Below are 13,349 nucleotides of genomic sequence, written 5' to 3'. Positions count from 1 at the left end.
AGTGGTGATCTCAATCAGTGCATATGAATCTTGAACCCGCAGATGCTGACACGGTGCAGGAACGCCCGTGAATTAGAGTGAGCCCCGCACCGAAATTCGATGCGGGGCTCAACCGTACCCCCGAGCAGATTCGAACTGCCGTTACCGCCTTGAGAGGGCGGCGTCCTAGGCCACTAGACGACGGGGGCTAGAACAACACTCCTGGACTGATCCAGACTGTGTCCGCTGGGCTACCAGGACTTGAACCTAGACTAAATGAACCAGAATCACTCGTGCTGCCAATTACACCATAGCCCAATGTTTTTCAAGGTCATCCCCGAGGAGATTTCCCTGAGCAACGAGATATAACTCTACACAAGCACCCCGCCTCCCGACAAATCCGAGAGGCTCCTTTTCAGTGTGACCTTCTTAACACAACAGGCTCACCGCACCCAGCCCGCCGACAGGCCCAGTAGTCCCGCGCGCGCAGGCTCGCTCTGCCGGCCCGACGGCCCCGGCCTCACCCGCGAGCGAGGCCGATGAGCCGGTCGAGGACCCGGTAGCCGTCGGCGCGCAGACCGTTGTGTTCGTACTCGTTCGTCACCCACGGCTGCACCCCGGAGAGATGCTCGGCCGTGGCCAGCGAATACTCCACCGGCACGTACGCGTCTTCGAAGTACACTGCCGCCGCACCACGCACCGAGGCGGCCTGCAGAGCGTCGACGTCGTAGAGACCGGGCCACTGACGCGCGGCGACGAGCTCGGCCACCTCAGCGAAGGGCGTAAGCTCCGGATCCTCGTGCAGCGACTCCGGCCCGGCATGCTCGCCGGCCAGCAGCGTCGGATCCTTGACCACGGCATCGGGCATCGCCCGCCTGGCCGCCCAGTTCGTCATCGTGCCGTCGGCCCAGCAGGATTCGTGGATGACGGCATAGAGCGGGTTGCGCCCCGAGAACGGCAGAGACGCGGCGAGGTCATGCCGGAAAGCCCCCGAAGAGAAGTCGAGGTCGAGCAGATAATGCAGCTTCTCCGGACCATCCGAGGCGCCGAGGAAGTGCCCAAGCAGACGGATCCGCTCCGGCGTCGCCCGCGCTCTCCCGGGGAGGGCGAGACCGTCACCGACAGACGCAAGGTCGACGAGGCGCCGCAGCTTCTCACGGTCGCCGGGGAACGCTGCGTAATACTGCTCGGACTTGCGGATCATGCCCTCCCACGTGCGTCCGTAGACGGTCGCCGGGTCGAGGCCGATCGCCGGCAGACCGCCGGTGAAGTACACCTCGTGAAGGGCATTCGAATGCGCGGAGATGTAGCGCAGAGTCGTGAAGCCGCCGAAGGACTGCCCCAGCAGGGACCAGGTTTCCGCGCCGAGGTGGCGGCGCAGGATCTCCGCGTCCTCGACGATCGAATCGGCACGGAAGAAGGACAGCGCCTCGGCGATCGCGGCCGGGTCGTCCCCTACCGTCTCCAGTCCGGTGATGGCCCCATCGACAGAGCCGATCGGATTCGATCTTCCGGTTCCACGCTGGTCGAGCATGACGACCTGGAATTCCTCGAGGGCACGCTTCACCCAGCCGCCGGGACCGCCGACGATGCCCGGGCGCGGGGCTTCCACGCCGGGCCCGCCCTGCAGGTACACGAGGTAGGGCTTCTGACTGTCCGCCTCGGTGGCGATGATCCGGGCGAACACGTCCATCGTGTCCGGCAGATTCACCTTCCCCGAGGCGGCAGTCGCGGCGTTCTCCCCCGCCGAGGCGGCCTCCCCCGACCGTCCGAAATGGTCGAAGGGCACGGTGACCGTCACGTCACGGAAGTGCAGTCCCCCACGGGTCCAGGTCGTCTGATTCACAGCTGTGCCGCGAGTGCCTTGAGGCGCTTCAGCGAGGAGTCCTTGCCGAGGATCTCCATCGACTCGAACAGCGGTGGTGAGACCTTGCGGCCGGACACGGCCACACGCAGGGGTCCGTAGGCCAGGCGCGGTTTGATCTCCATCTCGTCGACGAGTTTCGCCGACAGCACCTCTTCGAGCTTCGCCGTGGTCCACTCGTCGAGGTCTTCGAGGACCTCGATGGAGGCGGCGAGCACCTCGGGGGCGGAGTCCTTGAGCGTCTTCAGTCCGTCTTCGGCCATGACGAGGTCGTCATCGGAGGTGAAAAGGAACGCGAGCAGGTCGGGAGCCTCTCCGAGCAGCTTCATGCGGGTCTGCACGAGCGGAGCCGCCTCGTCGAGGATCTGCAGCTGAGCTTCCGTCGGGGACTCCGGGAGCACCTCGGCGGCCTGGAGGTAGGGCACCAGACGGTCACGGAAGTCATCCGGATCGAGGAGGCGGATGTGGTCGGCGTTGATGGCGGTGGCCTTCTTCACATCGAAGCGGGCCGGGTTGGGCAGGACATCGTGGATGTCGAATGCCTCGGTGAATTCCTTGACGCTGAACACGTCGCGGTCGGGTCCGATGGACCAGCCGAGCAGGGCGAGGTAGTTGATGAGTCCCTCGGGGATGAACCCGTTCTCGCGGTGGAGGAACAGGTTCGATTCGGGGTCGCGCTTCGACAGCTTCTTGTTGCCTTCGCCCATGACGTAGGGCAGGTGACCGAACTCGGGGGTCGCCTCGGCGATGCCGATGGCCTTGAGGTGTTCGTAGAGAGCGATCTGACGCGGGGTCGAGGACAGGATGTCCTCGCCGCGGAGCACATGGGTGATGCCCATGAGCGCGTCGTCGACGGGGTTGACCAGGGTGTACAGCGGCTGGCCGTTCGCGCGGACGACTACGAAGTCGGGCACGGTTCCGGCCTTGAAGGTGATGTCGCCGCGCACGAGGTCGGTGAAGGTGATGTCCTCATCGGGCATGCGCACGCGCCATACAGGTTCGCGGCCCTCGGCGCGGAAGGCGGCCTTCTGCTCGTCGGTGAGGTCGCGGTCGTAGCCGTCGTAGCCGAGTTTCGGGTCACGGCCAGCCGCCTTGTGCCGGGCTTCGACTTCCTCGTTCGTCGAGTAGGACTCGTAGATGTGGCCGCCGGCCTTGAGCTTCTCGATGACGTCGGCGTAGATCTCGCCACGCTGGGACTGGCGATAGGGTCCGTTGTCTCCGCCGACCTCGATGCCTTCGTCCCAGTCCAGGCCCAGCCATTTCAGCGCCTCGACGACCTGACCGAAGCTCTCCTCGGAGTCACGTGCCGCGTCGGTGTCCTCGATGCGGAAGACGAACTTGCCGCCGGTGTGCTTGGCATAGGCCCAGTTGAACAGGGCTGTGCGGACCATACCGACGTGCGGGGTGCCGGTGGGTGATGGGCAGAAACGAACTTTGACGCTCACGATTGTCCTTTGCGTGATCTTCTCGGGTGTGAGTCTGTGGTGTGCGCGGTGGCGCTGGTGGTGTGGCGGCTCTGGTGTTCCGTGGATGCGATCGCCGAGGCGGCGGTCGGCTCAGGCGTCCATGACCGGGTTCGACAGGACACCGAGTCCTTCGATGGCGATGTCGACGCGGTTGCCGGACACGATCTGGCCGACTCCCTCCGGGGTTCCGGTGAGGATGACATCGCCGGGCAGCAGGGTGATCGTCTCCGACAGGTGTTCGATGATGGTCGGGATATCGAAGATGAAGTCGGCGGTGGTGCCGTCCTGCTTGAGATCCCCGTCGACCCAGGACCGGATGCCGAGGTCGTCGACGTCGAGTTCGGTTTCGATCCAGGGACCCAGCGGGGCCGAGGTGTCGAAGCCCTTCGCCCGAGTCCACTGCTTGTCGGACTTCTGGAGGTCGCGCAGGGTGACGTCGTTGCTCGCGGTGTAGCCGAGGACATGGTCGAAGGCGTTCTCCGCCTTCACGCCCTTGGCCACACGGCCGATGACGACGGCGAGTTCGGCCTCATAGGAGACGTATTCGCTGATCGCGGGCAGGCGGATGGGGTCGCCGGGGCCGATGACCGCGGTGTTCGGCTTGAAGAAGGTCACCGGGGTCACGGGAACCTCGTTGCCGAGTTCTGCTGCGTGTGCGGCGAAGTTGCGGCCCACGCCGATCACCTTCGAACGCGGCAGGATGGGGCTGACCAGACGCACGTCGTCGATCTTCAGCCTCTCGCCTGTCGATTGGGCCGGAGAGAAGAAGGGGTCCGAGTCGAGAACGGCGAGTTCGAGTCCCGACGTGTCCCAGCTTCCGTCGGTGATCGGCGGCACTTCACCTTCGACGACTCCGTATTTGGGTTCGTCCTGATGTACAAATCTGGCGATACGCATGTGTCACAGTCTAGTCAGTGCCTGGTGCCTTCCGCGCGTCGGTGCTCATCGATCCGCGATCAGGTCTCCACAGATCCCCCGCTGTGTCCCGTGTGCGGGCGGGGCCGCCCTGCTGAGAGACTGGTGGCATGCCCGATCCGCACCTGCCGCACACCTTCGATCTCGCCCGCATCGGGGCCGGCCTGCCCGCCGCCGCGCTCATCGATGAGCTGGGCCTCGCCGAGGCGACCCCCACCCCGAGATTGGTCGTGGAGGCTCCTCCCGGAACCGGTAAGACCACCGTGGTGCCGCCGATGATCGCTGAGCACATGGCCGGTCCGGGCCGCATCATCGTCACCCAGCCCCGGCGGATGGCGGCCCGCGCCGCGGCCAGGCGGCTCGCGTCGTTGACGGGGACCCGCCTCGGCGAGGTGGCGGGGTTCACCGTCCGCGGTGAATCGCGGACTTCGCGGGCGACACGGATCGAGTTCGTCACCACGGGTGTGCTTCTGTTCCGACTGCTGCGCGATCCCGAGCTGACCGGTGTCGACGGGGTCATTCTCGACGAGGTGCATGAGCGGCAGCTGGATACGGATCTCGCGTTCGCGATGTGCCGGGAATTGGCTGATCTGCGTGAGGATCTCTCCGTGGTCGTCATGTCGGCGACCTTGGATGCGCAGCTGTGGGCCGCGCGTCTCGGTGACGGACCGCAGTCGCCGGCGACGCTGCTGTCGGTGGCCGCCGATCCTCATCCTCTGGAGGTCCGGTGGGCACCGGCGAAGGAGCGGCCCCTTGATGCGCGGGGTGTGACCTGGGATTTCCTTGACCATCTGGCGGCGACGACGGTGCGTGCGCTGACTGAGAATGGTGAGGGCGACGTCCTCGTCTTCGCTCCCGGTGCACGCGAAGTCGACGAGGTGGCCTCTCGCGTGCGGCGCCGTGTGGAATCAGGTGGCGGTTCGGGTGATGGCGGACCGATCGGCTCTGGTGGTTCGGGTACCGGTGACACGATCGAGGTGCACACTCTCACGGGGCGGACCCCCGCGAAGGAGCAGGACGCGATTCTGCGCCCACGCACCGACGAGGGACGGAACCGTCGCGTCATCGTTTCGACCTCGGTGGCAGAGTCGGCGCTGACGATCGACGGGGTCCGCATCGTCGTCGACTCCGGGCTCTCCCGAGGACCACGGCTGGATACGCGGCGTCGCATGTCCGGGCTGGTCACGATGCGGGAGTCGAAGGCTTCGGGAACACAGCGCTCCGGTCGTGCCGCCCGGCAGGGACCGGGTGTTGCGTATCGGTGCATGTCAGAGGCGGATTGGGCAAGCCTGCCCGAGCACACTCCTCCCGAAATTGCGACCTCCGATCTCACCTCCGCAGTGCTCGCACTCGCTGTGTGGGGCGGCGACGAGACCCTCTTGCCAGATCCGCTGCCGGCCGGACCGAAACGGCAGGCGGTCGACAACCTGGTCGCTTTGGGAGCCGTGGAGATCTCGGCAGCGGCAATGGACGGTGCAGGAGGCGAGCGCTCCGCCGGTGAGCGCCCCACCGGTGAGCTCCCCGACACTGCCGAGTTCCCGATATCAGCACTGAACGTCACCCAGACGGGGCGGGCGATCGCGGCGGTTCCCGCCTCGGTGTGGTCGGCACGTGGCCTCCTCGACGGGGCTGCCCTGCTCTCACCCGCGCGTGCGGCAGAAGCGGTCGCCGTCATCGAATCCGATCAGAGGGCTCCCGGCGCCGATCTCTCCGCGCTGCTGCGGCAGCTGCGACGCAGCAGGGATACTCGATTCGCTCAGGACCGCAAACGGTTCGCGTCGATCGCACGCGAGTACGCCTCGAGCGGCGAGGGCGGCGATGGCGGCGACACGGGAGACGACACCGGGAACGGTGGAATCAGCGACCGCACTGAAGTCACCGGCGGTTCCGGCACAGCGTTGACTCCCCAGGACCTCGGACTCGTCACGGCGCTTTCTTATCCCCTGCAGATCGCGCGGCTGCGCAGCGCTTCGGACTCTGAATACCTACTGGCTTCAGGCACGGCGGCGAGCCTGCCCCGAGACTCCTCATTGCAGGGCAGCCCATGGTTGGCCATCGCCGAGGTGGGCCTGGCCGGATCGCGTGCGATCATCCGATCAGCTGTTCCCATCGACGGCGACACAGCGGAGCTCGCCGGAGCCGGGCTGCTGCACACGGAGGAGACGGCGACGTTCGAGTCCGGGAAGGTTCGTGCGGTTCGGCGCAGCCGCCTCGGCGGAATCGAAATGACCTCCACCCCGATCCAGGCCGGTCGCGAACTCGCCCGCCGTGCCATCGCCGAATCGGTGCGCGAACGAGGAGCCCGCGAGGTTCTGCGTCCCTCCGAGGCTTTCGAATCGCTGCGCGCCCGGCTGGGACTGCTTCGCGCGATCTACGGGGACCCGTGGCCGGACATGACGTGGGAGCACCTCTCTGGCACGCTCGATCAGTGGTGTCCTGATGCACTCGACCGGACCGCGAAGGGCTCCGATCCTGCCCGCGTGGACCTCGTCTCCGCGCTGCGCGGTCTGCTGCCGTGGCCCGAGGCGGCCCGGCTCGACGAGCTTGTGCCGACCCACATCACAGTGCCCAGCGGATCACACATCCGCCTCGAGTATCCGGCCCCCGAGCGAGCCGAGCTCCCGAGCCCGATCCTCGCGGTCAAACTCCAGGAGTGCTTCGGTTGGACCGATGTGCCCCGCGTCTGTGACGGCCGGGTGGCGGTCACCATGCACCTGCTCTCCCCCGCCAGGCGGCCCCTGGCGGTCACCAGTGATCTCGCGTCGTTCTGGGCGAATGCGTATGCCCATGTCAGGGCCGAGAACCGGGGCCGCTACCCGAAGCATCCGTGGCCGGAGGATCCACTCACCGCACCGGCGGCGAAGGGCACGAAGCGCTCGAGTCGCTGAGCTGGAGCCCGATTCGACCGTCTGGGACAATGGTGCGGTGACGTCCGCACCCTCGACCACGACTCCCGCCCCATCCACGGCGGCGACCGAGCGTACCGACACATCGTCGGGCCGCCTCGGTGACGGTGTCGTTCCTGCCGAGATCTGGCGCGGGCTGCGTGACGAGCACGAACATCGGATCGCCGAGCGCACCGATGCGCATATCGACCGGCGGATGCGACAGGAGACCCACCCGGTCGAAGACTTCCTCTTCACCTACTACCCGTTCAAGGTCGGGCAGCTGAAGAAATGGCATCCCGGGCCGGGTGTGCGCGTCGCGCTTGAGACGGCCGAAGATCGTCGGTATTTCGACCGTCGGTGGTATCGCATCGACGATGCGCAGAATTTCGCCGAGGTGGACCTCGAGTCCTGGCGCACCGACCGTGGGGACGGAGCAAAGTTCATCGCCTCGCTGCTGTCGTCGACATTGGGTCGGGAAGCGAACTTCGGGTGCTTCGGCATCCACGAATGGGCGATGGTCTACCGTCTCACCGACAAACAGCGCCGGCATCAGCAGGTGCCGCTGCGGTTGAGCCCCGCCGAGACCGACGCTGTGGTCGAAGGCCACCGCATCCAGTGTTCGCATCATGATGCGTTCCGTTTCTTCACCGAACCCGCGCGTCCTCTCAACACCTTGCAGCCGAGCCGCGAGGGCATGGTCGCCAACGAGCAGCCCGGGTGTCTGCACGCGGGGATGGATCTGTACAAATGGGCGATGAAGATCTCGCCGATCGCTGATTCGGATCTCGTCGTCGACTGCTTCGACCTCGCCCTCGACATCCGCACCCTGGACATGGAGGCCTCCCCCTATGACCTGCGTGGTTGGGGCTACGGGGTCGTCGCCATCGAGACCGCTGCGGGCAAGGCCGTATACATGGAGCGGCAGAAGGATTTCTCGGGCAGGGCGCAGGCGCTGCGAGCTCGGCTGCTCGATGCTTTGGCGGTCGCGGGGGTTCATCCGCGCTGAGTCGCCTGGGGCTGCGCTGGTTAGCCGCTGCGGCTGTGCCGGGCCCGCTGTGCTGACCAGTCGCTGCGGCCGCGCCGTTTCGTGGACGTCTTCGCGGTCGCGGCACCGGCGAGCCTACGATCGACGGTATGCGCGCCATCGTCTTCGATCAGTTCTCCGTCCGTCCCGAACTCACGGACATTCCCGCCCCGACCGCACCTGGTGCGGGAGTCGTCATCGACGTCGAAGCCACCGGGGTGTGCCGCAGCGACCATCACGCGTGGGCCGGCCACGATTCGACGATCACCCTGCCCCAAGTGCCCGGGCATGAGCTGGTCGGTCGGGTCGCCTCGGCGGGTGTGGGCGTACAGGAATTCCGTGTCGGCCAGCGGGTGACCGTTCCTTTTGTGTGCGGGTGCGGGAGCTGCCGGTGGTGCGTTTCCGGCAATGCGCAGGTGTGCCCCGATCAGACGCAGCCGGGATTCACGCATTTCGGGTCGTGGGCGGATCAGGTCGTCATCCACAATGCCGATGCCAACCTCGTGGCCGTGCCCGAGGACCTGCCGGCCGCGGCCGTCGTCGGGCTCGGATGTCGATTCGCCACGGCCTTCCATGGTCTGCGAGTGCGGGCTCGCCTTGCCGCGGACGAGACTGTCGCCGTCTTCGGCTGCGGCGGGGTGGGACTGTCGACAATCATGATCGCCCGGGCCCTCGGTGCGAAGGTGATCGCCATCGACGTCAGCGATGCGGCCTTGGAATCCGCCCGTGAGTTCGGTGCCGCACGATGCGTCAATGCTCGGGATCTCAGTCCCGAGGAGCTGAGCGCCGAGGTGGTCGCGCAGTTCGCGTCGACCGATCCCGACGGGGTGGCTGTGACCGTCGATGCTTTGGGCAGGGAGGACACGATCCGGGCGGCGATCGGTGCTCTGGCACCCTTGGGTCGGCATGTGCAGATCGGGCTGCTGCCCGCGGAGCCGGTCGTCGATCTGCCGCGCGTGATCGCTCTCGAGCTCAGCGTGCTCGGCTCGCACGGAATGGCTGCGGCCGAGTACCCAGAGCTCGTGGACCTTGTCGTTCAGGGACGATTGCGTCCGCAGGAGCTGGTCACTACTGTCATCGGACTCGACGAGGCGCCCGCGGCGATGGAGGCGATGGGGTCACCCTCTGCCTCGGCGGGGATGACGATCATCGACTTGGCCAGGTGAGACGGCCGACGGCCCGGGCACTGAGCCTCGCCTCGGCGAGGTTGAGCGCAACGGCGGCGGTCACGGCAATGCCTCACTCGTAGCCGAGTGACTCCCGCATACTCGCGGCCAGAGATCCGATGAGCTCCTGATCGCCGCGGATACCGGGTTCGAACGGCAGCCGCAGGTGGTCTTTGTCCCTATCCCGGTAGCGCGGAATGACGTGCATATGGAAGTGGAATACCGTCTGCCACGCCTCGGCACCACAGCAGTTGAGGAGATTGACGCCATCGGCTCCCCATGCATCGAAAGCGTGCTTGGCGATGCGCTGGGATTCGAGCGCCACCGCAGACAGATCTTCGGCCGGGATGTCCCGCAGGTCCGTGCTGTGACGTTTCGGCACGACGAGCAGATGCCCGTCCGACCCGGGCTGGATGTCCATGAACGCGAAGGTCGACTCGGTCTCGGCGATCGACGCACTCGGTGCGTCACCTGCGACGATCTGGCAGAAGATGCAGTCGCTGCTCATGAGTTCCGATTCCTCCCCTGCTGTCAGTCACTTGTCCAGTTCGGTGCTGGGTCGAGTCCCTCAGATCGTGCTGACGAGCCCTCAGACCATGATGGCGAGGACGACATTCGTGTCCTGGCCATCCCAGCGGCCCAACAGCAGACCGGCGTCGGACTTCTCCGCCGGAGACTCGGGCGACAGGCGGTAGAGGATCTCGACGTCGCCGGCACCCGGCAGAGGTCCCGTCCCGAAGGCGTGGGCCACCTCGGTGATCTCTTCGCCCCGGTTGCCCTCAGCATCGACGCGGTACTGCTTCGCTGCGGTCGACGCGGTGGCGATGGTGTGGTCGAGGCGCTGCCGGAACAGCGGGTCGCCCATGCCGGCGTAGACCCACCGCTTGCCGAGCACCGAGTGATCCATGTTCGCCACGAATGCTTCGTCGGCGCCTTCGAGCGGTTCTCCGCGGTAGGTCAGCGGCACCTGCAGCAGCTGGTCGCCGCTCTTCACTATGTGGATCTCGATGCCCACTTCGCCGGCAGGGTCGTCGAAGCGGTACGCGGTAACAGTCTCGAGCGGGTTCGCCGCGAGGTCGAGCTCGGCGGCCCAGTCCTGCTTGGCAACCCAGTCGGTGACGACCTCGAGCTTGCCGGGATTGAGCTGAGCTGCGTAGATATCTGCCATGACGGTTCCTCCTGAAATCTGTCTGACGTCGGCGTCAGGTGTGGCTGGGCGGTTCAGGTGTCTGTAGGTGTGAGGCGCTCGGAGGTCTCCGGACGCTTCGCAACAGGCCGCGCGTGGTCTCAGGCCTTGCGCGTGCCGGGGATCCATTCTCCGTCGACGACTTCGTAGTCGGCGAAGACTGCCGGTGCCTCTTCGCGCATGACCTCGCCGATCTTGTTGAAGATGAGGCGGATCTCCTCTTCAGCGCCCTTCGCAGTGCGCATTTCGATGACGTGGCGCAGAGAACGCAGGTTCGCGGTGTAGACGATTCCGGTGGCCAGGCCCTCGGGGGCGAAGCGGCGCATGAACGAGGTCATGTGCTTCTTGTGGGAGAACTTCGTGCCCTCCTCGTCAAGCTCGAAATGATCGGCCATCCACTGCTGGTGCTCCTCGAGGGTGTCGAGGACCTTGAGGCTGCGTTCCATGAGTTCGGGATCTTCGCGGGCCCACTCGGGGAACCAGAACGGGATGTCCGTGAGGCGGACGTAGCGCAGCGATTCCTGCGAGAACGCCGATCCTGCGCGGTGGCGGATAAGTTCGTGGGTGAGCACGCGCGAAACGTTGTGGAGGACGAAGGTGAAGTTCGCGTGTTCGAGCACGGATCCGTGCTGGGACTTCACGACGTTGCCGAGGTACTGCGCGGAATCGGTGCGCACCCGCGAGACGTTCGGGTTGAGTCCCGGCTCCCACGAGCGATAGCACATGCGTCCGGAGAACTCGAGGAGATCCTCGGCGTCGGGAGATTCCGCATCTTCGACCCGGTCCGCCCAGGAGGTTCCGCCCACCTCGTCGAGGTAAGTCCTCATCGCTTCCCAATCGATATTGGGCTTGGCGAGCAGTTCAACGGACGGTTCGACCTGGCGCATGGCTCTCCTAGTGAAGGGGACGTGATTGATTCCCAATCCTACAGACAGCCCGGCTGGTTGCGGCGACCGGTCCGCACCGAAATTCTCCTCGCCTCAACCCTCTTGGCTGACAGGTGCGACGGAGGCCTGTTCGTCGAGGTTGTGCAGGCGACCGCCCGTATCAACGACGAACGCCTGCGCCCCCGCGGATTCCACCATCACCGAGGTGGCCGCACCGTCGACGTACACGACCGCGGCATGATCATCAATGGCGATTCCGGGGCCCGGAAGCCGGCCCTGGGCGATCCATTCCCGGAAGGATTCCTTCCGTCCTGGTTCTCCATGGAAGTGCGGGCAGGCACTCCCCCGCAGGAATCCGAGCCCGTCGTTCAGCGGTGCCAGCGGACCGAACGAATCCGTCGAGGATGCTTCGAACCAGCAGTTCGCACCGGCGCTGATGCCGGCGAGGATCGTTCCTCCTGCGGCCGCTTCTCTCATCCGTTGGTCGACGCCATGCCTCCGCCAGAGGCTGAGCAGGTTCGCCGTGGAGCCGCCGCCGACGTAGATGAGGTCCATGTCGAGCAGCATCGCCGGATCCTGGTAGTCCCACGGACTCTGCACGAACAGGGAGAGGACATGGGTTCGTGCCCGCGCCTCGAATGCCGCTTCGAACCGCTCGATGTAGTCGCGGCTGTCACCGGATGCCGTCGGGACGAAGCAGACGTTCGGGAGTCCAACAGAGGCGCCGAAGCCGCTCTGAGCACCGGCCTCGTCCTCAGCGCCGCCGCGGATCCGTCTGGCGGCCATGCGCACCAGCTCGTCATCAATGGCCGATTCCCCGGTCTCGGACATCGAGAATCCACCACCGCCGAGGGCCACGATCGTGCCCCGGAAAGCGGTGGATTCAGAGGTGCTCACGGCACTCGGTGCGTCCACTTCTCGGTTCCGAACTTCTCATCGACGAGTTCCTGGGCCCGCTTGAGTTCCTCATCCGTGTAGGTGCCGTAAGTGGCCCCGTAGCGGGTGGCGAAGGTGTCCGCCATGACATCGATGATGTCTTTGCGCGCCTCACCGGTCTGACTCCGCAGCGGATCGACGCGCTTCTTCGCGCTCGCCACTCCCTTGTCGGAGATCTTCGCTTCGCCGATGCGCAGAACTTCGACCATCTTGTCCGCGTCGATGTCGTAGCTCATCGTCGCGTGGTGGAGCAGCGTGCCGTCGCGATTGCGCTTCTGTGCGGCACCGCCGATCTTGCCTCCGGTCGAGGAGATGTCGTTGATCGGCTTGTAGAACGCCTCAACGCCGAGGGTCTTGAGAGCCGCGAGCACCCACTGGTCGAGGAACACATACGACTCCTCATAGTCGAGGCCGGCGACGAGGGCAGGCGGGACGAACATCGAATAGGTGATGCAGTTGCCGCCTTCCATGAACATCGCACCTCCGCCCGAGATGCGACGCACGACCTGGACGTCGTACTTCTCCACGCCTTCGGGCCGCAGCTCGTTGACGTAGGACTGGAAGGCCCCGATGACGGTGGCCGTGTCCTCCCACTCCCAGAACCGCAGAGTCGGCTGACGACGACCTGCCGCAACTTCCTCGAGCAGGACCTGATCAAGTGCCACATTGAGCTGAGTCGGCAGCACCTCGCCGCGAATGACCTCCCAGTCGAAGTCAGTGAAGTTCGCCGCCGAACCCAGCGCCCGTCGCACGACGGTGGCGATATCGGCGGTGGAGAAGCCGTGCATCGCCAATTCCGAACCGTAGCCGGCCAGAGCCTCGTCGAGGCGGCCGCGCAGCGCCGCATTATCGGCAGTGACGCTGGCGCCGACGAGGGCCGGTGCCAGGTCGAAATAGGCTTCCTCGGGTTCGAGGAAGAAGTCCCCGGAGATCTTCACCTCGGTGATGGACTTGCCGTCGGTGGTGACATCGGCGACGACGAGTTTGCCGCCGATGACCTTGTATTCGCCGTGGAAGTGCTGCGTCTCGTTCGTCATG

The 13,349-nt window shown here is 65.8% G+C and carries 11 protein-coding genes and 2 tRNA genes; 3 read left to right on the top strand and 10 right to left on the bottom strand.

The genetic code is table 11. The features are described 5' to 3' along the window. Positions 1-115 precede the first annotated feature (115 nt). The 5 genes from HIM68_RS08175 to HIM68_RS08155 all read right to left on the bottom strand — a co-directional run bounded on the left by HIM68_RS08175 (position 116) and on the right by HIM68_RS08155 (position 4,206). Positions 116-188: transfer RNA gene (locus HIM68_RS08175), tRNA-Glu, on the bottom strand. Between the two features lie 37 nt (positions 189-225). Further along, positions 226-297: transfer RNA gene (locus tag HIM68_RS08170), tRNA-Gln, on the bottom strand. A 202-nt stretch (positions 298-499) separates the two neighbouring features. Further along, positions 500-1,825, bottom strand: coding sequence for an alpha/beta fold hydrolase (locus HIM68_RS08165; protein WP_172171237.1), 1,326 nt, complete (start codon positions 1,823-1,825; stop codon positions 500-502). Then, positions 1,822-3,288: a glutamate--tRNA ligase gene (gene gltX, locus HIM68_RS08160; RefSeq protein WP_172171235.1), complete on the bottom strand. Its 1,467-nt coding sequence runs from the start codon at positions 3,286-3,288 to the stop codon at positions 1,822-1,824. The genes HIM68_RS08165 and gltX overlap by 4 nt, the downstream gene beginning before the upstream one ends. 111 nt (positions 3,289-3,399) lie before the next feature. Next, positions 3,400-4,206, bottom strand: a complete 807-nt coding sequence (locus HIM68_RS08155) for a fumarylacetoacetate hydrolase family protein (protein ID WP_139468848.1) — start codon at positions 4,204-4,206, stop codon at positions 3,400-3,402. Positions 4,207-4,334: 128 nt separating this feature from the next. On the opposite strand from HIM68_RS08155, the gene HIM68_RS08150 reads away from it, so the two are divergent. The 3 genes from HIM68_RS08150 (at position 4,335) to HIM68_RS08140 (ending at position 9,302) form a co-directional block, all read left to right on the top strand. Then, the gene (locus tag HIM68_RS08150) at positions 4,335-7,112 is read left to right on the top strand and encodes an ATP-dependent RNA helicase (RefSeq protein ID WP_172171233.1); all 2,778 of its coding nucleotides are present in this window, start codon (positions 4,335-4,337) and stop codon (positions 7,110-7,112) included. Positions 7,113-7,149: 37 nt separating this feature from the next. Beyond that, positions 7,150-8,118, top strand: a complete 969-nt coding sequence (locus tag HIM68_RS08145; protein WP_367647475.1) for a 3-methyladenine DNA glycosylase — start codon at positions 7,150-7,152, stop codon at positions 8,116-8,118. 128 nt (positions 8,119-8,246) lie between these two features. Next, positions 8,247-9,302: an alcohol dehydrogenase catalytic domain-containing protein gene (locus tag HIM68_RS08140; RefSeq protein WP_172171231.1), complete on the top strand. Its 1,056-nt coding sequence runs from the start codon at positions 8,247-8,249 to the stop codon at positions 9,300-9,302. A 73-nt stretch (positions 9,303-9,375) separates the two neighbouring features. On the opposite strand, the gene HIM68_RS08135 is transcribed toward HIM68_RS08140, so the two are convergent. From HIM68_RS08135 to HIM68_RS08115, 5 genes are all read right to left on the bottom strand, one after another. Continuing rightward, on the bottom strand, positions 9,376-9,810 hold the full coding sequence (locus HIM68_RS08135; RefSeq protein ID WP_172171229.1) for an HIT family protein: 435 nt from the start codon (positions 9,808-9,810) through the stop codon (positions 9,376-9,378). A gap of 81 nt (positions 9,811-9,891) precedes the next feature. Beyond that, the gene (locus HIM68_RS08130; RefSeq protein ID WP_172171227.1) at positions 9,892-10,470 is read right to left on the bottom strand and encodes a hypothetical protein; all 579 of its coding nucleotides are present in this window, start codon (positions 10,468-10,470) and stop codon (positions 9,892-9,894) included. A gap of 119 nt (positions 10,471-10,589) precedes the next feature. After that, positions 10,590-11,375 carry an FAD-dependent thymidylate synthase gene (thyX, locus tag HIM68_RS08125; protein WP_139468853.1) on the bottom strand — a complete coding sequence of 262 codons (786 nt, stop codon included), beginning with the start codon at positions 11,373-11,375 and terminating at the stop codon, positions 10,590-10,592. A gap of 93 nt (positions 11,376-11,468) precedes the next feature. Beyond that, on the bottom strand, positions 11,469-12,272 hold the full coding sequence (locus tag HIM68_RS08120) for a Type 1 glutamine amidotransferase-like domain-containing protein (protein WP_367647474.1): 804 nt from the start codon (positions 12,270-12,272) through the stop codon (positions 11,469-11,471). Next, positions 12,269-13,348, bottom strand: coding sequence for a biotin/lipoate A/B protein ligase family protein (locus HIM68_RS08115; protein WP_172171225.1), 1,080 nt, complete (start codon positions 13,346-13,348; stop codon positions 12,269-12,271). The genes HIM68_RS08120 and HIM68_RS08115 overlap by 4 nt, the downstream gene beginning before the upstream one ends. Between the last annotated feature and the right edge of the window lies 1 nt (position 13,349).

This window comes from Brevibacterium sp. CT2-23B (assembly GCF_013168765.1).
GTDB classification, from domain to species: domain Bacteria; phylum Actinomycetota; class Actinomycetes; order Actinomycetales; family Brevibacteriaceae; genus Brevibacterium; species Brevibacterium sediminis.
This window is presented reverse-complemented; position numbering and strand designations above follow the sequence as displayed.